Raw genomic sequence first — 20,962 nt, forward strand, 5'->3', positions numbered from 1 at the left:
AGTTTTAAGGTTGATAAAAAATCATCAACCTTAAAGCTTCCAATAATCAAACCACCAAAAAACCTTCAAATTAAAAACTTTGCAACTACATCATAAAATATGGAAAACTTACAAGCTATAAAACAACGTTTTGGAATTATTGGTAACGATACCCAGCTAAATCGTGCTATTGAAAAAGCCATTCGAGTTGCGCCTACTGATATTTCTGTGTTGGTTGTAGGTGAAAGTGGTGTTGGTAAAGAAAGTATCCCTAAAATAATACATCAATTATCACACCGAAAACACGCAAAATATATTGCGGTAAACTGTGGGGCAATTCCTGAGGGAACAATTGATAGCGAATTATTTGGGCATGAAAAAGGTGCTTTTACAGGTGCAACAACTTCTCGTAAAGGATACTTTGAAGTTGCCGACGGAGGAACTATTTTTTTAGATGAAGTTGGTGAATTACCCCTAACCACTCAAGTTCGTTTGTTACGTGTTTTAGAAAATGGTGAATTTATAAAAGTAGGATCATCACAAGTACAAAAAACAAATGTCCGTATTGTTGCTGCTACCAACGTAAATATGCAACAAGCAATATCTAAAGAAAAATTTAGAGAAGATTTATATTACCGATTAAGTACTATTGAAATTGAATTACCACCTTTGCGAGAACGAGAAAATGATATTCACTTATTATTTAGAAAATTTGCTTCAGATTTTGCTCAAAAATATCGAATGCCAACCATTCGCCTAGAAAATAATGCTATAAAAATTTTATTAAACTACCACTTTCCAGGTAATATTCGTCAATTAAGAAACTTAGCCGAGCAAATATCTGTAGTTGAAGAAAGCCGTTTAATTACTGCTGAGAAACTAGTCCAATACCTTCCAAAAAACAAAGAGAATTTCCCTACAATTATAGGAGGACAATCTGGTAATTCTGATTTTGCTAACGAACGAGATATCATGTACAAAATTTTATTCGACATGCGAAACGATATCAATGACTTAAAAAAATTAACCCTAGATTTAATGCAAAGTGGCAATACCGAGCAAGTAAAAGAAGAAAATCATGGCTTAATAGAACGTATTTACCAAGAGAAAGAACCTGTGAAAAATGAAAATGTAGAAGTGGTTCAAATTACACAATCGGCTACCTCATCAGCAGTAGCATCTGAAAATAATTACGAATACGCCGAAACTATTGAAGAAGACGAAAATTTATCATTACAAGAAAAAGAAATTGAAATGATTCGAAAATCTTTAGAAAAAAACAGCAATAAACGAAAATTAGCAGCTAAAGAACTTGGAATTTCTGAACGAACTTTATACCGTAAAATAAAACAATACGATTTATAATAGCAACAACAATATTCTTAAAATTATGAAAAACTGTGTAAACATCTTTTTAATTTCTATCAGCATACTATTTATACTACTAGGTTGCGGTGCATATTCATTTACAGGAGGAAATACAGGCGAAGCTAAAACAATTCAAGTTGATTTTTTTCAAAATCAAGCACCTTTAATTGAACCAACTTTAAGCCAAAAATTCACCCAAGATTTACAAGAGTTATTTACACGTCAAACAAACCTAACCTTAGTAAACACAAACGGGCAGTTACATTTTTCTGGCGAAATTGTAGATTACAGAATTAATCCGATGAGTGCTACTGCCGATCAAAAAGCCGCACAAAACAGGTTAACAATTACCGTAAATGTTATTTTTGAAAATAGCTTAAATGAAAAAGATAATTTTGAAAAACGTTTTTCTTTTTATCATGATTATCAGGCTACACAACAATTAACAGGTGGTGTATTAGAAACTGCTTTAAATAAAATTTTAGAGAGAATAACACAAGATGTTTTTAATGCCTCTGTAGCTAAATGGTAATTTTAGAATAAAACCTGCTAAAAACATCAAATTAAAGCTTATAAAAGATTAAGTTTGAAATATTCAGAAAAAAGTAGTTACTTTGCAGTTCTAATAAAAGTATGTTATACTTTTATAAAATTGAAAACTAAATCAAAATAAATAATGACAACATATACTTTACTTTTAGTATTAATATTGATTGTTGCAATAGCATTAATCTTAATTGTAATGGTGCAAAACCCTAAAGGTGGCGGATTATCTTCTTCTCTTGGAGGTGGTAGTGCTCAAAACATTGGTGGTGTACAAAACACAAATACTTTCTTAGATAAAAGTACTTGGACTTTAGCAATTGCTATGTTTGCTTTAATTTTAATGGCGAATTTTGCAATTCCTAGAGGAACTTCAACTAATGCACCTCAATTAGATAGTGCTTTAGAAAACGTAGAAGCTACAACTCCTGACGTACCTGCAACAACGACTACAAAAGATAGCGTAAAGTAATCTTATAAACATACAATATAAAATGCCAACGTAAATGACACGTTGGCATTTTTTTGTACGCAATTTTCAAGGATTTAGAAAAAGTGGCATACATTTTTTAATGGCATAATTTCTGCCTATTTTTAACGCGTAGAAACAAAAATACTTAATCATAATTTATATAAAATGGGATTAAAAATAAAACCTTTAGCAGATAGAGTTCTTATAAAACCTGCTGCTGCAGAAACGACTACCGCATCTGGGCTTATTATACCTGATAACGCAAAAGAAAAACCTCAAAAAGGAACTGTTGTTGCCGTTGGAAAAGGAACAAAAAAAGAACCTTTAACTGTTAAAGTTGGTGATACTGTTTTATACGGAAAGTATGCAGGTACTGACTTAAAACACAAAGAAAAAGATTATTTAATTATGAGAGAAAGCGATATTTTCGCTATCATTTAATTTTCTCTTATCAATTTAAAATTAATAAAAAACAGATCTAAAAATGGCAAAAGATATAAAATTTGATGTAGATGCTCGTAACGGTTTAAAACGTGGAGTTGATGCATTAGCAAATGCAGTAAAAGTAACTTTAGGTCCTAAAGGACGTAATGTAATTATTTCTAAAGCTTTCGGTGCGCCTCACGTTACAAAAGATGGTGTTACTGTTGCTAAAGAAATTGAATTAGAAGACTCTCTAGAAAATATGGGAGCTCAAATGGTTAAAGAAGTAGCATCTAAAACTAACGATTTAGCTGGTGATGGAACTACAACTGCAACTGTATTAGCACAAGCTATTGTTAAAGAAGGTTTAAAAAACGTTGCTGCAGGTGCAAATCCTATGGATTTAAAACGTGGTATTGACAAAGCAGTTATTGCTATTACTGAAGATTTAGCTAAACAATCGAAAGAAGTTGGTGATTCATCAGAAAAAATACAACAAGTAGCTTCTATTTCTGCTAATAACGATAAAGTTATTGGTGATTTAATTGCAACTGCTTTTGGTAAAGTTGGTAAAGAAGGTGTAATTACTGTTGAAGAAGCTAAAGGAATGGAAACTTATGTTGACGTTGTTGAAGGTATGCAATTCGATAGAGGTTATTTATCTCCTTATTTTGTTACCGATGCTGATAAAATGATTGCTACTTTAGATAACCCTTATATCTTATTATTTGATAAAAAGATTTCTAACTTACAAGAAATTCTTCCAATATTAGAACCTGTTTCTCAATCAGGAAGACCTTTATTAATTATTGCTGAAGATGTTGATGGACAAGCATTAGCTACTTTAGTTGTTAATAAATTACGTGGTGGTTTAAAAATTGCTGCAGTAAAAGCTCCTGGTTTTGGTGACCGTAGAAAAGCAATGTTAGAAGATATTGCTATTTTAACAGGTGGAACTGTTATTTCTGAAGAAAGAGGTTTCTCTTTAGAAAACGCTACTTTAGATTTATTAGGTACTGCTGAAACAGTTACTATTGATAAAGATAATACTACTGTTGTGAATGGTGCTGGTGATGATACACAGATTAAAGCTCGTGTAAATCAAATTAAAGCTCAAATTGAAACTACTACTTCTGATTATGATAAAGAAAAGCTACAAGAACGTTTAGCGAAGTTATCTGGTGGTGTTGCAGTTTTATATGTTGGTGCTGCTTCTGAAGTAGAAATGAAAGAAAAGAAAGACCGTGTTGACGATGCTTTACATGCAACTCGTGCTGCTGTAGAAGAAGGTATCGTTGCTGGTGGTGGTGTTGCTTTAGTTCGTGCTAAAAAAGTTTTAAAAGCTATTACGACTGAAAACTTAGACGAAACTACAGGTATACAAATTGTTTACAAAGCAATTGAAGCGCCTTTAAGAACTATTGTTGAAAATGCAGGTGGTGAAGGTTCTGTTGTTATTAACAAAGTTTTAGAAGGTAAAAAAGGATTTGGTTATGATGCTAAATCTGAAGCTTATGTTGATATGCTTGAAGCTGGTATTATTGACCCTAAAAAAGTAACTCGTGTTGCTTTAGAAAATGCAGCATCGGTTGCAGGGATGATTTTAACTACCGAATGTGCTTTAATTGATATTAAAGAAGATGCAGCTCCTATGCCTCCAATGGGTGGTGGTATGCCAGGAATGATGTAATAATTAACATCATTATAAAATAAATTTACAAACCCTCTTGATAAAAATAATCAAGAGGGTTTGTTTTTATATTTAATATCTAAATTATTTTAGTTTAGCTGTAAATACCTAGCCCCGATTGAAGCATCTGTTTGAGCTCTTTTTTTGATTTTTCTTCAAAAAAAAGCGAGTGCGGAAAGCGGGAAATAGCTTCTAATAAAAATTTATATTTTACGAGCAACTACATAATCAATCATTAATTTTAATGATTTTTTATAGTCCGATTCTGGAAAATTTTCAAGTATTGCCAAGGCTTTATTTTTATAACTGTGCATTTTAGCTGTGGCATATTCCAAACCTCCGTTATTGTTTACAAAAGCAATTACTTCTTTTACTCGTTTTTTATTAGTATTATGCTTTTTAACCGAATTTATTAACCACGATTTTTCCTTTTTCGAACAGTTGTTTAAGGTATAAATTAACGGAAGCGTCATTTTTTGTTCTTTAATATCGATTCCTGTCGGTTTTCCTATTTTTTCTTCGGTATAATCAAACAAATCATCTTTAATTTGAAAAGCAATTCCAATATACTCTCCAAATTTTCGCATTTTTTGAACCGTTTCATTATTCGATCCTACTGATGCCGCGCCAATTCCGCAACAAGCAGCAATTAAAGTAGCGGTTTTTTGACGAATAATATCGAAATAAATATCTTCAGTAATATCTAATTTTCTTGCTTTTTCTATTTGAAGTAACTCCCCTTCGCTCATTTCACGAACAGCGATAGAAATCAATTTTAAAATATCAAAATCTTCATTATCAATAGAAAGTAACAATCCTTTTGATAATAAAAAATCACCAACTAAAACGGCAATTTTATTTTTCCAAAGGGCATTAACCGAGAAAAATCCACGGCGACGATTACTATCATCTACCACATCATCATGTACCAAAGTAGCCGTGTGAATTAATTCGACAACAGATGCACCTCTGTAAGTTCGCTCATCAAATCCACCATCAGAAACCATTTTAGCTACCAAAAAAACAAACATAGGACGCATTTGTTTTCCTTTTCTTCTAACTATATAATAGGTAATTCTATTCAATAAGGGAACTTTTGATAACATGGAATCTTTGAATTTTTTTTCAAAAAGTTCCATTTCATTTTGAATAGGAAGTTTAATTTGTTCTACTGGCTTCATGTTCAACAAAAAAATTAATTTAAAAGTAAAAGTACTAGATTAATAATAATAAAAACAATAATTTCACAGTCAATAATTTATTTTTTTTATTACTAAAACGCTATGAATAAAGCTTTAAACTTCTTACTTATTTTTTTAATCTATCAAAATGTAGTTTTTTCTCAAGAAACAATGCTTTGGAGAGATGTTGATATTCAAAAATTTGGAAAAGAAACTATTTATAAAAATTTAAAAGGCGAAAAATTAACAGGATTATTTAAAATAGCAGACTATAATGGTGCTTACTCTAAAATTACATTTTCGGATGGTTTAATTTCAAAAACAAAATTTAATTATGATTCTGACGGTATTTTATATTCGAAAATAAACTATAAAAACGGACTTAAAAATGGTGAATTTACAGTTTATTATACTGATGAATCAATCAAAAGAAAGGGTTTTTATATTGCTGGAAAAAAAAATGAAAAATGGAGTACCTACAATAAAGAAGGTGATGAAATTGCAGTAGAAAATTATAAAAATGGTATTAAAGATGGACTGTTTTGGGAACATTCTAAATCTAGATTACATCAAGATAAAATTATTGTAACTCAAAAAGAATATAAAGATGGACTTCCTAAAGGAACTTGGTTTTCTAAAGATAATGACAATCTTATTTGGAAGAAAAAATATACAACACCAAAAACATATACACTAAAAAATTACCATAAAAATGGTGCTATTAAAAGTCGTAAAGAATATAAAAATGGTAACTATTTTGGTTCTTGGTTTCAAAAAGGTGAAGAAGGTAATTTAAAATGGGAAAAAAAATATTACTCAAATAACGATTATACCGAAAAAAGATACCACGAGAACAACACTTTAAAATATCAAAAAAACTATAAAAATGGACGTATTAATGGCGACTATATTCGATATAATAAAGAAGGTGAAAAAACAATCGTAGAATTTTATAAAGACAATAAAAAGCACGGTAAATGGTTTCGAAAATATAGTGATGGAAATATTGTATTAGAAGAGTATAATGCAGGTAAACCTAGCGGAAAATGGTATAAAAAAGATAAAAATGGAAGTGTATTTTTTGAAAAATCATATGTAAATTCAGAAAAATATAATTATAAAAAATACTATATAAACGAAAACATTAAAGAATCTGGAACGTATAATAAAGGTAAATTAGATGGGAATTACCTTAAATATAATTTAAATAAAGTCCTTTTAGTAAAGCAATTTTATGAAAATGGAGAACTGATTAATTCAGAATTATATTTTGAAAATGGCAATAAAAAAGAAATTATCAAACAAATTGGAAAAACAAACAATGCCACTGTTGAAGTATATAGTAAAGATGGTTTTTTAATTAAAAAAGGGCGTTATTTGAAAAGATATAAAAATGGTTTATGGCAATTTTTCGAACCTAAAAAAGGACGTTTAATAGAAGAGATAACATATGCAAACAACTCTAAACACGGAGTTTATAAAAAATATAACGCTGCTAATATCATTTCAATAGAAGGTAATTACAGTAATAATAACAAAGATGGTGTTTGGAAACACTACCATTTGGATGGCAGTATTAATAAAGAAATTGAGTATAAATTGGGTAAAAAAATAGCAACTAAAACTTTTAATTAACATAAAAAAACGTCTTATTATTTATTCTAAATAATAAGACGTTTTCATCAAATTTTAAACTAAAAACTACAGTATTTATTATTCTTTATTTGCTAATTGACCACAAGCGGCATCAATATCTTTTCCTCGTGAACGACGAACGTTTACGTTAATATCGTGCATTTCTAAATTTGAAATATAATTATTAATTACCTCTGGGCTTGCTTGCTTAAAATTCGGATCACCAATAGGATTATATTCAATTAAATTCACCTTACAAGGTACATGTTTGCAAAACTGAATTAATGCCTTAATATCTTCTTTTTTATCATTAACACCTCCCCAAACTACGTATTCATAAGTAATTACTCGTTCAGTTTTTTCATACCAATACTCCAAAGCCTCTTTTAAATCTTTTAAAGGAAAGGTAGCATTAAAAGGCATTATTGAAGTACGAACCTCGTCAATTGCAGAGTGTAACGAAACAGCTAAATTAAATTTCACTTCATCATCAGCCATTTTTTTTATGATTTTTGGCACTCCTGATGTAGAAACTGTAATACGCTTAGGAGACATTCCTAAACCCTCTGGAGATGTAATTTTTTCTATTGATTTAATTACGTTTTTATAGTTCATTAAAGGCTCTCCCATTCCCATAAAAACAACATTTGAAAGTTTTTTATTATAATACAATAAACTTTCTTTGTTGATAGCAGCCACCTGATCAAAAATTTCATCAGGGTTTAAGTTACGCATTCTTTTTAAACGTGCTGTTGCACAAAATTTACAATCTAAACTACAACCTACTTGACTAGAAACACAAGCAGTAGTTCTTGTTTTTGTTGGTATTAAAACCGATTCTACCACTAATCCGTCGTGTAAACGTACCGCATTTTTTACCGTACCGTCTTTACTACGTTGCATTGTATCAACCTGAATATGATTAATTACAAAATTTTCATCTAACATTTGACGTGTACCTTTTGATAAACTAGTCATATCATCAAATGAATGTGCCGATTTACTCCACAACCATTCATATACTTGATTCCCTCTAAATGATTTATCTCCATTGCTTACAAAAAAATCACGAAGTTCTTCTTTTGATAATGCGCGTATATCTTTCTTCTTTACTTCCATCGGGTACAAAAATACATAAAACCTCACAAGTATCCTTGTGAGGTTTTATATTAATAAAATTTATGTGTTATTATAAAATTAACATCGCATCTCCATACGAGTGAAATTTATATTTTTCTTTAATTGCTTCTTCATACGCTTCCATCATAAAATCATGACCAGCAAAAGCTGAAACTGTCATCATTAAAGTAGATTTTGGTGAATGAAAATTAGTAACCATACAGTTTGCTACGCTAAAATCAAAAGGAGGAAAAATAAATTTATTAGTCCAACCATCAAATTCTTTTAACTTTTGCTTAGAAGTAATTGCCGATTCTACAGTTCGCATTACCGTAGTACCAACAGCACAAACTCTTTTTTTGTTAGCAATGGCATTGTTTACCATTTCTGCAGTTTCTTTAGTTACCTTAATTTTTTCAGAATCCATTTTATGTTTCGATAAGTCTTCTACCTCAACAGGATTAAAAGTACCTAAACCTACATGTAGAGTAGTTTCTGCAAAATCAACACCTTTAATTTCTAAACGCTTCATTAAGTGCTTCGAAAAGTGTAAACCTGCTGCTGGAGCTGCTACCGCACCTTCATGCTTTGCGTAAATTGTTTGGTAACGGTCTTCATCAGAAATTTCAACATCACGTTTAATATATTTAGGCAAAGGAGTTTCTCCTAACTTTACTAACTTTTCTCTAAACTCTTCGTAAGGACCATCATATAAGAAACGTAATGTTCTACCACGTGATGTTGTGTTATCAATAACCTCAGCTACTAAGCTTTCATCCTCACCGAAAAACAACTTGTTTCCGATACGGATTTTTCTTGCTGGATCTACCAATACATCCCACAAACGATTTTCAGCATTTAGCTCACGTAATAAAAATACTTCAATACGAGCGCCAGTTTTTTCTTTATTCCCGTACATACGAGCAGGAAAAACTTTGGTATTGTTTAACATTAATACATCGCCTTCATCAAAATAATTGATTAAATCTTTAAATAGCTTATGTTCAATCTTCTGAGTATCTCTATGTAACACCATTAAACGTGCTTCATCTCTATGCTCTGAAGGATATTCAGCTAATAATTCTTCTGGTAATTCAAAACTAAAATTTGATAATTTCATTTATATTTTTTTCTTACGTTGGCAAATATACAATTTCGAGATAGGCCTTGTCAAGTGATTTGCCTTTTATTTTACTTTAATCGTTTCTAAACCTACTTGTTGCATGTCTTCCCAAAAATTAAGATACGATTTACTTACCACCTGAGCATCGGCAATAATAATGGTTGTTTTTAATGCTAAAGGAGCAAAAGACATTGCCATTCGGTGGTCGTTATAGGTCGCAATTGTAATATTTCTATTAATACTATTTGCTACCTTTAAATGTAAACTTTGGCTGGTAACGCTAATATTTGCACCAAGTTTTGTCAGCTCTTTTTTTAATGCTTCTAACCTATCGGTTTCTTTAATTTTTAAAGTGTGAAGCCCTGTTAAATCACAAGCAATTCCTAAACCAAAGCAAGTTACAACAATGGTTTGAGCAATATCGGGTGCATTTTTTAAATCTTCGGATAAAATAGCAGTACTATGCTTTTCTTCTTTAGATAAAACAATCGTATTCTCTTTAAAAGTAGTTGTTACACCAAAATGTTTATAAATAGTAGCCAAACAATTATCTCCTTGTAAGCTATCTTTTTTATAAGCTGTTAATTCTACTGTAGCACCTACTTTACTCAACGCTATTAACGAATAAAAATAAGAAGCAGAACTCCAGTCAGATTCAACAACTATATTTTGAGGTACAACATTTTCTAAAGCTTCTATTTTTATAGTATTTTTAATAAAAGTAGCCGAAACACCTATTTGATGCAATAAAGATAACGTCATTTCAATATATGGAACAGAAGTAACAATACCTTTTAAATCAATTGCTAACCCATTTTTTAAACTAGGTGCAATTAACATTAACGCCGAAATATACTGACTACTTACATTTCCATCAATAGTAACAGTATTTTTTACAATATTTTTACCTGTAATTTTGATGGGCGGATAACCTTCTTTTTCTAAGTATTCAATACTAACATCTAAATCACGAAGCGCATTTACTAAAATTTCAATAGGACGATTGTGCATACGTTCAGACCCTTGTAAAATTTTTGTAACACCTTCTTGGGTTGCAAAAAAAGCCGTTAAAAAACGCATTGCCGTACCTGCATGACCAATATCTGCTATTTCATTTTTTTTATTTTCTTCCGATAATGCTTCCTGTAAATGATGCGTATCATCAGAATCTGATAAATTTTGAATAGTTATCTCTGGAAATAATTGTTGTAAGATTAACAATCGATTCGATTCACTTTTTGACCCAGAAATAACAACCTCCGAACTAATTGTTTGATCTCTACGACTCGCTAGTTGTAAGTTCATTCTTTATATTCTTTTTTTTTAAAATACTATTTATTTTGTTTTTTTATTCACTACATAAATAGCATATAAAACACTAACAGTTAACTTGGTTAACCAAAAACGTTGCCATTTTCCTTCTGAAAAATTGATATTATTTACTGTTTCAAAATCTCCAGAAAATAACGCACTTCCACTATTTACCAATAACGAAAAGATAGTTACAAAAATTAAAAATGGCACACTAATTTTTAGCACGTTAATCCAAAAACTTCCTTGCTGTATATTTTTACTAAAACTCATTTATATTACCTTATTTTAATTTTTCGTTATTATGATGACGGTCGTGGTCTCGCTTTGTTTTGATGTCTAATTTTTTATCAAAAGCATCCTGTAAATTAATCCCTGTTTGATTTGCCAAACACAATACCACAAACATTACATCGGCTAATTCTTCGCCTAAATCTTTATTTTTATCGCTTTCTTTTTCGCTTTGTTCACCATAACGACGGGCAATAATTCGAGCCACCTCTCCTACTTCTTCGGTTAATTGCGCCATGTTTGTTAGCTCGTTAAAATAACGAACTCCATGATTTTTAATCCAATTATCTACTTCCTTTTGGGCGTTTTGTATATCCATTTTATGTTGATTCTTTAAAAATTCAAAGATAAATATTTCTTTTCGGCTAGGTAATTTGCAAAGGCAGGTTTTTACTATTCATATCAACTTTAAACAACCTTTAAACGTCCTAAAATTATTTTTTTTTGAAGCTATTTCCCGCTTTCCGCACTCGCTTTTTTTATTTTTTTAAAAAGAAAAATAAAAAAGAGCTCAAACAATTGCTACAATCGGGGCTAGAATTACCTGCTCCATTTTAACTATTGTAGCATTGCTATTTTGTTCTTCCTTACATATTCAACTAAAAAACACAGTACTTAAACATTATGCTTTTTCTTTTTTCACCATACGCATCAACAGTAAAAAAATAACCAATCCAACAACTGCGGTAATCGTTGTAATACTCCAAGTGGTATCAAAACCATAAGCATCAATTAATCGCATTCCTGAATTGTGTCCAAAAATATGTGCCAACGAAAATGCGATGCTATAATATGCCATATATTCTCCTTGATTTCCTTTTTTAGCCCTATCAATTACAAAAGCGTTCGAAAACGGAAGTGCAATCATTTCGCCAAAGGTCATAAAAAACATTCCTACAATTAAAATACCCGACCAACTTGTTAAATTTAGCACAAAAAAACTTAATCCCATTAAAAATAAGCCTATAAATATTAAAAATTCTTTCGAATACTTACTTTCTTCTAGCCATTTAATTAGTGGCATTTCTAACGCAAAAATAATAAAACCATTCATTGCCATTAACAAACCAATTTGTAATTCCGACAAATGATGCGCTTGCTTATAATACAAGGGAATTGTTGAAAACAACTGCAAAAATACCAATGCAAAAATAAATATACCTACAAAAAACAGCCAAAAAGCAGTATCTTTAAAAATAGATATTGGATTTACGACTTTTAGTTCATCTAACGTTTTTACTTTCTTCGGATTTAAAACATTTATCAACAAAAAAGTGGCAGAAATACAGGTAATTCCATCTACCCAAAACAAACCACTGTAACTTAACGAAGTAATAATTAACCCGCCCAAAGCAGGTCCTGCGGAAAATCCTAAATTAATTGCTAAACGAATTAAAGTTACCGAGCGGGTTTTATTTTCGGGTTTACTATAGGTACTTAACGCCACAAACATAGCGGGTCTAAAAGTATCAGCAACCAACATTACTAAAAAAATACCAATACAAAAGCCATAAAATGTAGTTACAAATTGTAAGGCTATAAATAGTAAACCTGTTAAAAACAAACTTGCTTTCATCACTTTATAAAAGCCTATTTTATCGGTTAATTTTCCGCCAACCCATGAACCAAGTACAGAACCTAGCCCAAAAAATGTCATAATCCAACCGACATCTTTTAAGGTAAAATTTAAACTTTTAATTAAATACAACGACAAAAATGGAATTACCATCGTGCCTGCTCTATTGATTAAGGTAATTAAAGCCAACCACCAAACCTCTCTCGAGAGTCCTTTAAAAGTATTCAGATACTTAAAATATAATTTTTTCATAATCGATAGTTTTTTGTTTTGAGTTTGATGTAAAAATAAAAAGTCCGACTTAACAGTCGGACTTTTTAGAATTGATATATTTTATATTTAAATAATCATAATACATAAACAGCCCGAGTTATACCGTATATTACGATTAACCAACATTGCTTATATGTATATGTATTAAAAATTATCATATTCTTTTTTTATTACGCTGTAAATCTATAAAAAAAAGAATACTTATTTCTAATAATACTTGTTTAATTATTGTTAAAAAATTATTGATTTTCAACTTTATACAAAATAGGTTTACTTGGCGTAGCATCATTTTCAAAAGGTGCTATCATTAAATTTAAAAGATAAGTACCATCTTTTATAGCATCTTTTACATAAATAAATTCTGTTATAGTAGCATCTAAACGAATATTTTCTGATGTATTCCAAAAAGCATTATGAGATACTAATTTTCCTTCATCCTTTTCTTTATCTACCGAAGGCAAATCAATTAATAAATGCTTAATATTTTTTTCTTTCAGATAAACAGCACCTTCTTCTAACAAATATGGCGGATTCGTATTTGAATATCTAGCAATTGTTTTTTTATCAGAATTTGGCAAGGTTCTAATAATAACTGCTTCTCTCTTCTTATCTTCTAAAACATTTTCTAGTCGTTCTTTTGTTATTACTAAATCACCGTTTTCTAATTTCTTCGGATAAATACTTATCACTTCAGCCAAAAAGAAAAATTTATTTAAATTCTTATTGATAGAATGCACTTTTTTAGTGATATGCCCCACACATTCGGTGTGTGTTATGTGCGAATGCGGGTTAAAATTGATAGTATTAAAATTCACAAATGCCCCTTTTTCAACACTTCCAATCCAATCATCTAATTTAACAGGAGTTATTTTTGGGTCATCAATATACCAAGCATTTACATTTTCTTTTGATGTATCAATTGCTATTGAAATATCTAAAGGTTTTGCTAAATCTATTTTATATTTTTCTGAATTATGATATATTTCTGCAATCATATTTTTATTTTATTCTAAATAATTCTGATGCTAAACCATCTGCTAAAAACTTTCCTTTTGGAGTTGTTTTAAGTGTATTATTTTCAATAATTAATAATCCTTCGGATATAAATTTTTCTGATGATTTTAATAAATCATTTTTAAAAGAATCTTTAATTTCATCTAATGAAACACCCCAAATAGTTCGTAAACCTGTCATTAAATATTCATTAAATTGGTCTTCTTCGGATAATTTTTCTTGTTCATTCGGAAGATTTCCTTCTTGTAATTCTTTTATATATTTTGCGTTATTGGCAATATTCCAACTGCGATGTGTTTTACTAAACGAATGTGCCGAAGGACCAATTCCGATATATTTTTTACCCAACCAATACGAAGTATTATGTTTCGAAAAATAAGCTGGTTTTCCAAAATTTGATATTTCATAATGTACAAATCCATTTTTAGCAGTTTGGGCGACTAAAATATCAAAATGTTCTTTGGCTTCTGTTTCATCTGGTTCGGGATATTTTCCATTTTTAACAAAACTATCTAACACCGTTTTTGGCTCAACTGTTAAAGCATAACTCGAAATATGATTTACGCCAAAATCGAAAGCAATTTGCAAATTTTCTTTCCATCGTTGATTGCTCATATTCGGAACGCCATAAATTAAATCAATCGTAATATTATCGAAATAACGAGTTGCTATTGATAAACATTCTTTTGCTTCTTTTGAATTATGCGCCCGATTCATACTTTTTAAATCTTCTTCAAAAAAAGATTGCACGCCAATACTCAATCGGTTAATTGGTGAATTTGCGAGTTCTAAAATTTTTTCTTCGGATAAATCATCAGGATTTGCCTCTAGTGTAATTTCAGGATTTTCGATAACTTTATAATGCTGATAAATCGCATTTAATAAACTTGTTATTTCTTCGGATGATAATAATGATGGAGTTCCGCCACCAAAATAAATAGTTTCAATTATTTCGTTTTGTAATTCTTTTTTTCGGATTTCTAATTCTGTTATTAAACACGAAATTAGTTCGTCTTTCTTTTTTAAAGAAGTCGAAAAATGAAAATCGCAATAAAAACATGCTTGTTTACAAAACGGTATATGTATGTAGATTCCTGCCAAATTAGTTTATTTTTTAACACGTTTTTCATTTTGCTTTACAAACGAAGCCCAGCCTGTATAATTTTTACCGCCAATAACTTTTCCTGAATTATAATGATGACAAACCGCAGCGGCTAAACCATCGGTTGCATCTAGGTTTTTCGGCAAGGTTTTTAAGTTTAATAACGATTTTAACATTAAAGCAACTTGCTCTTTACTTGCTTTTCCACTTCCTGTAATTGCCATTTTTATTTTCAAAGGTGCATATTCTGTTACGGGAATATCTCGTGATAATGCTGCCGCCATCGCTACACCTTGCGCACGACCTAGCTTTAACATCGATTGTACATTTTTACCAAAAAAAGGTGCTTCTAAAGCAATTTCATCAGGATGATACGTATCTATTAATTCAATAGTTCGTTCAAAAATCAGCTTTAATTTGATATAATGATTGTCGTATTTTTTTAAAACTAATTCATTCATTTGAACAAATTCCATTTTTTTTCCTACAACTTTTATAATCCCAAACCCCATGATACTTGTACCTGGGTCAACTCCTAATATTATTTTTTCTGTCTTCAAATTTTATGGCAATTTCTGCAAATACAAAACTAATCAATTATTATTCGGTAAATTTATCCAACTTCTAATGATGTAAATTGAAACGTATTTCCATCAAACAACCCTTTATCTGATAATTTTAACGATGGAATAACCAACAATGCCATAAACGATAAACTCATATAAGGAGCTTTTAATTTACTTCCCATTTTTTTTGCCATTGCATCTAATTCAGCATAAGATTTTCCAATTTCTACAGCTGGTTTATCAGACATAATTCCTGCTACAGGCAATGAAACTATTTTTTCTTCGGATGTTGTTACTGCACAAATTCCGCCTTTATTTTCAATTAATAAATTTACTGCCTTGCAAATAGCTTCATCAGAAACACCGATAGCAATAATATTATGAGAATCATGTCCAACAGAACTTGCAATTGCACCTTCTTTTAATCCGAAGTTTTTTATAAAAGCTATTGATGGTTTGGCATTTTTATAACGATTTACAACCGTCATTTTTAATACATCATTTTGAGTATTCGAAACTAAATTCCCATTTTTAATTAACGAATTTGCTTCAATTTGATTGGTTACCAATTCGCCATCTAAGGCTTCAATAACTCTAATTTTTTCTGTGGATGATTTAAACTCAAAATCAGCAATACTTTTTTTATCTGTATTAAAATTATTCAATACCTCAAAAGCTACTGATTTTACAAACGATTTTCCGTTTTCAGCAACTAACTCGCCATTTATATACGTTTGTAAGACCTTAAATTGCTCTAAATTTTCGACTACAATAAAATCGGCATCATCACCTTTTTGCAATAAACCAACATCTAAATTATAATGTTTTACAGGATTTACACAAGCTGCTTTCAATACTTTAAAAACATCAATTCCTTTTGAAACGGCACGTTCACATAATTCATTTATATGTCCTACTAATAAATCATCAGGATGTTTATCATCAGAACAAAACATCATATTATCAAAATGATTTGGTAATAAATCAATTAAAGCATCAAAGTTTTTAGCGGCACTTCCTTCTCTAATAATTATTTTCATTCCTTTTTGAAGTTTTTCTAAAGCTTCATCATAGGTAAAACACTCGTGGTCTGTTGAAATTCCTGCTGAAATATATTTTGAAATATCATCGCCTCGCAAAGCTGGAGCATGTCCATCTATGGGTTTTTTATTATCTTTTGCATGTTGAATTTTTTTCAAAACCTCAGCATCATCAAATAACACGCCTGGATAATTCATCATTTCAGCTAAATATTTGATATCTGAATTTTCCATCATCAATTTAATATCTTCTGAATCGATAATTGCACCAGCACTTTCAAAAGATGTTGCTGGTACACAACTTGGAGCTCCGAAATTAAACTTTAATGGAACTTTTTTTCCATTTTCAATCATAAAATCGACTCCCTTTACACCTAATACATTGGCTATTTCATGGGGGTCAGAAACTGTTGCAACTGTACCGTGTGTAACTGCAATTTTAGCAAATTCTGATGGCACTAACATCGAACTTTCAATATGAATATGAGCATCTACAAAACCAGGTAAAATATAATTTTCTATAGTATGATTTTGTGCTATAATATCTTTTATTTTACCATTTTCAACCTGAATAATTCCTTTATAAATTCGTTTATTTTCTATATCAACAATATTTCCTTTTACAATCATACTAGTTATTTTAAAGTAACAAAAATAGGTGGTATTTCTACATAAAAAAGCATCCTTTCGGATGCTTTTATATATATTATTTTTACAATAGTTAATTAAGCTATTGGTCCACCTGCTAAAATTTCATCATTTGCATTTTCTTCAAATTGCTTAAAGTTTGCTCTAAATGAATCTGCTAATTTGTGTGCTGTTTTATAATATTCTTCATCATTATCCCAAGCTTTACGTTGGCTTAATAATTCAGAAGGAACTCCAGGACATTGTCTTGGTTGTGCTAAACCGAATATAGAGTGTGTATGATAGTTTTCATCATTTACTTCACCTAATTCACCGTTTAATGCTGCGTTAATCATAGCACGAGTGTATTTAAGTTTCATTCTATGACCAACTCCGTAAGGACCTGCTGTCCAACCGGTGTTTATCAACCAAACATTTACCCCTGTTTCTTTCATTTTTTCGCTTAACATTTCTGCATAACGAGTTGGGTGTAATGGCATAAATGGTGCTCCAAAACAAGCAGAAAAACTTGGTAATGGCTCAGTAACACCTGCTTCAGTACCAGCAACTTTTGCAGTATATCCTGAAATAAAGTGGTATGCTGCCTGACCTGGTGTTAACTTCGATATTGGAGGCAATACTCCAAAAGCATCTGCAGTTAAGAAAAATACGTTCTTAGGATTTTTTCCTGCTGATGGTGTTTGAATATTTTCAATATGATGTATTGGGTAACTTACACGTGTATTTTGTGTAATAGAGGTATCATTAAAATCTACATCACCTTTAGCATCTGTAACTATATTTTCAAGAATTGCACCTCTTTTAATAGCTGCATAAATTTCTGGTTCTTTATCTTTAGATAGGTCGATTACTTTAGCGTAACAACCTCCTTCAAAGTTAAATACAGTGTTTTCTGAAGTCCAACCGTGCTCATCATCACCAATCAAACTACGATTTGGGTCAGTAGATAAAGTCGTTTTTCCAGTTCCTGATAATCCGAAGAAAATAGCAGTATCACCTTCTTTACCAACATTTGCAGAACAGTGCATTGGTAACGTATTTTTAAATACAGGTAAAATAAAGTTTAAAGCAGAAAAAATTCCTTTTTTAATTTCACCAGTATAACCAGTTCCACCAATTAAAGCAATTTTTTTCTCGAAGTTTAAAATAGCAAAGTTGTGCTGACGAGTTCCGTCAACCGCAGGATCTGCCATAAAACCTGGTGCATTTACAACCGTCCATTCTGGAGAAAAACCTTTTAATTCTTCTGCAGTTGGGCGTAAAAACATGTTGTAAGCAAACATATTACTCCAAGGATATTCGTTTACAACTCTAATATTTAGTTTGTAATCTTCATCTGCACACGCATAGCTATCACGTACAAAAACCTCTTTTTCTGAAAGATAATTAGTTACTTTATCGTATAATTTATCAAATTTTTCTGAGTCGAAAGGAAGGTTTATATCTCCCCACCAAATTTCATCTTTTGTAATATCGTCTTTAACGATAAAGCGATCCATTGGAGAACGCCCAGTAAACTCACCTGTTTTTACAGCCAATGCTCCTGAACTAGTGTTTTCTCCTTGTCCTTTTTCAATAGTTATATCGTGTAACTCGTCTGAAGTTAATTGATAGCGAACCGTAGCATTCTTAATACCTAAGTTTTCTATCGATATCGTTTTTGTATCAAGATTTGTCATCTTAAAATATTTTAGTTGTGTTAAGTTCACACAAAAATAGGGATTTTTGACCTTAACAGGTTAATTATTGATTTTTTTTATGATTAATTCTTTTTATTTGATAACTTTTTAATAAACTCAAAAGCCATTACAGACCAACCTATTATTAGTAAAACACCACCCAAAGGCGTTACAAACCAAATATTTTTTGCGGGTACTTCTACTAACTGAATGGTATAAATTGAACCTGAAAACAGTACAATTCCTGCTATAAAAAGAAAACTTATCCTGTTTTTTTGCTTCAAATTAAACTCATTGAACATATTTACAAAAAGTAAAACGAGTACGTGTAAAAATTGATACCTGACTGCTGTTTCAAAGCTTTGCAAGGCTTCTGAACTCAATTTTGATTTTAAAGCATGTGCGCCAAAAGCTCCTAAAATAACTCCAAGTACTCCTAAGATGGATGCAATTGTTAAATTTCTATACATTTTTACTGATTTTGTTTAATTTTAAACTTTATTTAACGATATTGTGCTTTAAATAGAAAACAAAAGTACACTATAATATGAGAAAAATATTAATTATTGGCGCTGGTAGATCTTGTTCGTCTCTTATAAAATATTTATTAGATAAATCAACAGTAGAAAACTTACACATAACAATTGGTGATCTTTCGCTTAAAAATGCAGAAGCAATTATCAATAATCATAAAAATGCAACTGCTGTAGAATTAGACGTTTTTAACGCAAATCAACGTGCACAAGCAGTTCAAAATGCCGATATTGTTATTTCAATGTTGCCTGCTCGTTTTCATATTGAAGTTGCCAAAGATTGTCTTACCTACGCAAAACACTTGGTAACGGCTTCTTATATTTCTGATCAAATGAAAGCTTTAGATGCTGATGTAAAAGCAAAAGGCTTGGTGTTTATGAATGAAATTGGTTTAGATCCAGGGATTGACCATATGAGTGCCATGCAAGTAATTGACAAAATTCATGAAAAAGGCGCTAAAATGTTACTTTTCGAATCATTTTGTGGTGGTTTAGTTGCCCCAGAGAGTGACACAAATTTATGGAACTATAAATTTACTTGGAACCCTAGAAACGTAGTGTTAGCAGGACAAGGAGGTGCTGCAATGTTTATTCAAGAAAACACCTCTAAATATATTCCATATCATAAATTATTTAGAAGAACAGAGTTTTTAAATATTGATGGGCATGGTAAATTTGAAGCCTACGCAAACCGTGATTCTTTACAATATCGAAGTATTTATAATTTAGAAAACGTGCCAACAATGTACCGTGGAACGGTTAGAAAGGTTGGTTTTTCAAGAGCTTGGAATGTATTTGTGCAATTAGGAATGACCGATGACTCTTATACTATTGAAAATTCAGAGAACCTAACATACCGTGATTTCACTAATTTATTTTTACCCTATTCTCCTTCTGATTCTGTTGAATTAAAATTCCGTTCTTATTTAAAAATAGAACAAGATGATGTAATGTGGGATAAATTTTTAGAGTTAGATATTTTTAATCCGACTAAAAAAACAGGTTTAAAAAATGCCACACCTGCGCAAATATTACAAAGCATACTTTCTGAAAAATGGACGCTTGAAGCCGATGATAAAGACATGATTGTTATGCAACATAAATTTGGATATAAGCTTGATAATCAAAAACATCAGATAGAAAGCAGTATGGTTATTAAAGGTGATGACCAAACGTATACTGCAATGGCAAAAACCGTAGGATTACCTGTAGCAATGGCTACTTTACATATTTTAAACGGTAATATTACAAACCCTGGTGTACAATTACCGATTAAAAAAGAAGTCTACGAACCTATTTTAAAAGAACTAGAAGAGTACGGAATTATATTCGTAGAAAAAGACGTTCCTTATTTAGGCTATAATCCTGAAACTATAAAAGGATAAAATTTTAGCAC

At 30.7% G+C, this 20,962-nt stretch carries 20 protein-coding genes; 7 read left to right on the forward strand and 13 right to left on the reverse strand.

Translation table 11 applies throughout. The features are described from left to right. Window positions 1–99 precede the first annotated feature (99 nt). The 5 genes from ABNT14_RS10070 to groL all read left to right on the forward strand — a co-directional run bounded on the left by ABNT14_RS10070 (window position 100) and on the right by groL (window position 4,475). Window positions 100–1,344: a sigma 54-interacting transcriptional regulator gene (locus tag ABNT14_RS10070; RefSeq protein WP_101903087.1), complete on the forward strand. Its 1,245-nt coding sequence runs from the start codon at window positions 100–102 to the stop codon at window positions 1,342–1,344. A 25-nt stretch (window positions 1,345–1,369) separates the two neighbouring features. After that, the gene (locus ABNT14_RS10075; RefSeq protein ID WP_101903088.1) at window positions 1,370–1,879 is read left to right on the forward strand and encodes an LptE family protein; all 510 of its coding nucleotides are present in this window, start codon (window positions 1,370–1,372) and stop codon (window positions 1,877–1,879) included. Between the two features lie 144 nt (window positions 1,880–2,023). Then, window positions 2,024–2,362, forward strand: a complete 339-nt coding sequence (gene secG, locus ABNT14_RS10080) for a preprotein translocase subunit SecG (RefSeq protein ID WP_101903089.1) — start codon at window positions 2,024–2,026, stop codon at window positions 2,360–2,362. Window positions 2,363–2,527: 165 nt separating this feature from the next. Beyond that, on the forward strand, window positions 2,528–2,803 hold the full coding sequence (locus ABNT14_RS10085; RefSeq protein WP_058885769.1) for a co-chaperone GroES: 276 nt from the start codon (window positions 2,528–2,530) through the stop codon (window positions 2,801–2,803). Window positions 2,804–2,846: 43 nt separating this feature from the next. Next, the gene (groL, locus tag ABNT14_RS10090; RefSeq protein WP_101903090.1) at window positions 2,847–4,475 is read left to right on the forward strand and encodes a chaperonin GroEL; all 1,629 of its coding nucleotides are present in this window, start codon (window positions 2,847–2,849) and stop codon (window positions 4,473–4,475) included. Window positions 4,476–4,678: 203 nt separating this feature from the next. Here the strand turns inward: groL and ABNT14_RS10095 are convergent, their stop codons facing one another. Continuing rightward, a complete protein-coding gene (locus tag ABNT14_RS10095) occupies window positions 4,679–5,656 on the reverse strand; it encodes a polyprenyl synthetase family protein (protein WP_101903091.1) in 978 nt (325 codons plus the stop codon). A gap of 102 nt (window positions 5,657–5,758) precedes the next feature. Between ABNT14_RS10095 and ABNT14_RS10100 the strand changes: the two genes are divergently transcribed. After that, a complete protein-coding gene (locus ABNT14_RS10100) occupies window positions 5,759–7,291 on the forward strand; it encodes a toxin-antitoxin system YwqK family antitoxin (protein ID WP_101903092.1) in 1,533 nt (510 codons plus the stop codon). Window positions 7,292–7,369: 78 nt separating this feature from the next. Here ABNT14_RS10100 and rlmN read toward each other — a convergent pair whose 3' ends face one another. From rlmN to ABNT14_RS10160, 12 genes are all read right to left on the reverse strand, one after another. Next, on the reverse strand, window positions 7,370–8,410 hold the full coding sequence (gene rlmN / locus ABNT14_RS10105) for a 23S rRNA (adenine(2503)-C(2))-methyltransferase RlmN (RefSeq protein WP_101903093.1): 1,041 nt from the start codon (window positions 8,408–8,410) through the stop codon (window positions 7,370–7,372). 70 nt (window positions 8,411–8,480) lie between these two features. Further along, window positions 8,481–9,530, reverse strand: coding sequence for a tRNA preQ1(34) S-adenosylmethionine ribosyltransferase-isomerase QueA (queA, locus tag ABNT14_RS10110; RefSeq protein ID WP_101903094.1), 1,050 nt, complete (start codon window positions 9,528–9,530; stop codon window positions 8,481–8,483). 66 nt (window positions 9,531–9,596) lie between these two features. Then, window positions 9,597–10,838, reverse strand: a complete 1,242-nt coding sequence (locus ABNT14_RS10115) for a 3-phosphoshikimate 1-carboxyvinyltransferase (RefSeq protein WP_101903095.1) — start codon at window positions 10,836–10,838, stop codon at window positions 9,597–9,599. A 30-nt stretch (window positions 10,839–10,868) separates the two neighbouring features. Further along, window positions 10,869–11,117 (reverse strand): hypothetical protein, encoded by a 249-nt coding sequence (locus ABNT14_RS10120; RefSeq protein ID WP_101903096.1) that lies wholly within the window; start codon window positions 11,115–11,117, stop codon window positions 10,869–10,871. A 10-nt stretch (window positions 11,118–11,127) separates the two neighbouring features. Then, complete coding sequence (locus tag ABNT14_RS10125) at window positions 11,128–11,454, reverse strand: nucleotide pyrophosphohydrolase (protein ID WP_058885777.1); 327 nt, start codon at window positions 11,452–11,454, stop codon at window positions 11,128–11,130. 303 nt (window positions 11,455–11,757) lie between these two features. Beyond that, the gene (locus ABNT14_RS10130; RefSeq protein ID WP_101903097.1) at window positions 11,758–12,963 is read right to left on the reverse strand and encodes an MFS transporter; all 1,206 of its coding nucleotides are present in this window, start codon (window positions 12,961–12,963) and stop codon (window positions 11,758–11,760) included. A 260-nt stretch (window positions 12,964–13,223) separates the two neighbouring features. Continuing rightward, on the reverse strand, window positions 13,224–13,979 hold the full coding sequence (locus tag ABNT14_RS10135; RefSeq protein WP_101903098.1) for a cyclase family protein: 756 nt from the start codon (window positions 13,977–13,979) through the stop codon (window positions 13,224–13,226). Between the two features lie 4 nt (window positions 13,980–13,983). Continuing rightward, window positions 13,984–15,099, reverse strand: coding sequence for a radical SAM family heme chaperone HemW (gene hemW, locus ABNT14_RS10140; protein ID WP_101903099.1), 1,116 nt, complete (start codon window positions 15,097–15,099; stop codon window positions 13,984–13,986). A gap of 6 nt (window positions 15,100–15,105) precedes the next feature. Further along, a complete protein-coding gene (gene ruvC / locus ABNT14_RS10145) occupies window positions 15,106–15,660 on the reverse strand; it encodes a crossover junction endodeoxyribonuclease RuvC (protein WP_101903100.1) in 555 nt (184 codons plus the stop codon). A 53-nt stretch (window positions 15,661–15,713) separates the two neighbouring features. Further along, window positions 15,714–17,336: an adenine deaminase gene (ade, locus tag ABNT14_RS10150; RefSeq protein ID WP_101903101.1), complete on the reverse strand. Its 1,623-nt coding sequence runs from the start codon at window positions 17,334–17,336 to the stop codon at window positions 15,714–15,716. Between the two features lie 95 nt (window positions 17,337–17,431). Next, a complete protein-coding gene (gene pckA, locus ABNT14_RS10155; RefSeq protein WP_101903102.1) occupies window positions 17,432–19,033 on the reverse strand; it encodes a phosphoenolpyruvate carboxykinase (ATP) in 1,602 nt (533 codons plus the stop codon). 83 nt (window positions 19,034–19,116) lie between these two features. Continuing rightward, window positions 19,117–19,503: a DUF423 domain-containing protein gene (locus tag ABNT14_RS10160; protein ID WP_101903103.1), complete on the reverse strand. Its 387-nt coding sequence runs from the start codon at window positions 19,501–19,503 to the stop codon at window positions 19,117–19,119. Between the two features lie 77 nt (window positions 19,504–19,580). Here ABNT14_RS10160 and ABNT14_RS10165 point away from each other — a divergent pair, with 77 nt between their 5' ends. Next, window positions 19,581–20,951, forward strand: a complete 1,371-nt coding sequence (locus ABNT14_RS10165; RefSeq protein ID WP_101903104.1) for a saccharopine dehydrogenase family protein — start codon at window positions 19,581–19,583, stop codon at window positions 20,949–20,951. Window positions 20,952–20,962: the final 11 nt, after the last annotated feature.

Origin of the sequence: Tenacibaculum dicentrarchi (assembly GCF_964036635.1) — a bacterium.
GTDB classification, from domain to species: Bacteria; Bacteroidota; Bacteroidia; order Flavobacteriales; family Flavobacteriaceae; genus Polaribacter; species Polaribacter dicentrarchi.

What these genes read in the sequence shown, in the direction of transcription:
- ABNT14_RS10070 (WP_101903087.1), top strand. Translation starts at nt 100, where the DNA reads ATGGAAAACTTACAAGCTATAAAACAACGTTTTGGAATTATTGGTAAC.
- ABNT14_RS10075 (WP_101903088.1), top strand. Translation starts at nt 1,370, where the DNA reads ATGAAAAACTGTGTAAACATCTTTTTAATTTCTATCAGCATACTATTT.
- secG (WP_101903089.1), top strand. Translation starts at nt 2,024, where the DNA reads ATGACAACATATACTTTACTTTTAGTATTAATATTGATTGTTGCAATA.
- ABNT14_RS10085 (WP_058885769.1), top strand. Translation starts at nt 2,528, where the DNA reads ATGGGATTAAAAATAAAACCTTTAGCAGATAGAGTTCTTATAAAACCT.
- groL (WP_101903090.1), top strand. Translation starts at nt 2,847, where the DNA reads ATGGCAAAAGATATAAAATTTGATGTAGATGCTCGTAACGGTTTAAAA.
- ABNT14_RS10095 (WP_101903091.1), bottom strand. Translation starts at nt 5,656, where the DNA reads ATGAAGCCAGTAGAACAAATTAAACTTCCTATTCAAAATGAAATGGAA.
- ABNT14_RS10100 (WP_101903092.1), top strand. Translation starts at nt 5,759, where the DNA reads ATGAATAAAGCTTTAAACTTCTTACTTATTTTTTTAATCTATCAAAAT.
- rlmN (WP_101903093.1), bottom strand. Translation starts at nt 8,410, where the DNA reads ATGGAAGTAAAGAAGAAAGATATACGCGCATTATCAAAAGAAGAACTT.
- queA (WP_101903094.1), bottom strand. Translation starts at nt 9,530, where the DNA reads ATGAAATTATCAAATTTTAGTTTTGAATTACCAGAAGAATTATTAGCT.
- ABNT14_RS10115 (WP_101903095.1), bottom strand. Translation starts at nt 10,838, where the DNA reads ATGAACTTACAACTAGCGAGTCGTAGAGATCAAACAATTAGTTCGGAG.
- ABNT14_RS10120 (WP_101903096.1), bottom strand. Translation starts at nt 11,117, where the DNA reads ATGAGTTTTAGTAAAAATATACAGCAAGGAAGTTTTTGGATTAACGTG.
- ABNT14_RS10125 (WP_058885777.1), bottom strand. Translation starts at nt 11,454, where the DNA reads ATGGATATACAAAACGCCCAAAAGGAAGTAGATAATTGGATTAAAAAT.
- ABNT14_RS10130 (WP_101903097.1), bottom strand. Translation starts at nt 12,963, where the DNA reads ATGAAAAAATTATATTTTAAGTATCTGAATACTTTTAAAGGACTCTCG.
- ABNT14_RS10135 (WP_101903098.1), bottom strand. Translation starts at nt 13,979, where the DNA reads ATGATTGCAGAAATATATCATAATTCAGAAAAATATAAAATAGATTTA.
- ade (WP_101903101.1), bottom strand. Translation starts at nt 17,336, where the DNA reads ATGATTGTAAAAGGAAATATTGTTGATATAGAAAATAAACGAATTTAT.
- pckA (WP_101903102.1), bottom strand. Translation starts at nt 19,033, where the DNA reads ATGACAAATCTTGATACAAAAACGATATCGATAGAAAACTTAGGTATT.
- ABNT14_RS10160 (WP_101903103.1), bottom strand. Translation starts at nt 19,503, where the DNA reads ATGTATAGAAATTTAACAATTGCATCCATCTTAGGAGTACTTGGAGTT.
- ABNT14_RS10165 (WP_101903104.1), top strand. Translation starts at nt 19,581, where the DNA reads ATGAGAAAAATATTAATTATTGGCGCTGGTAGATCTTGTTCGTCTCTT.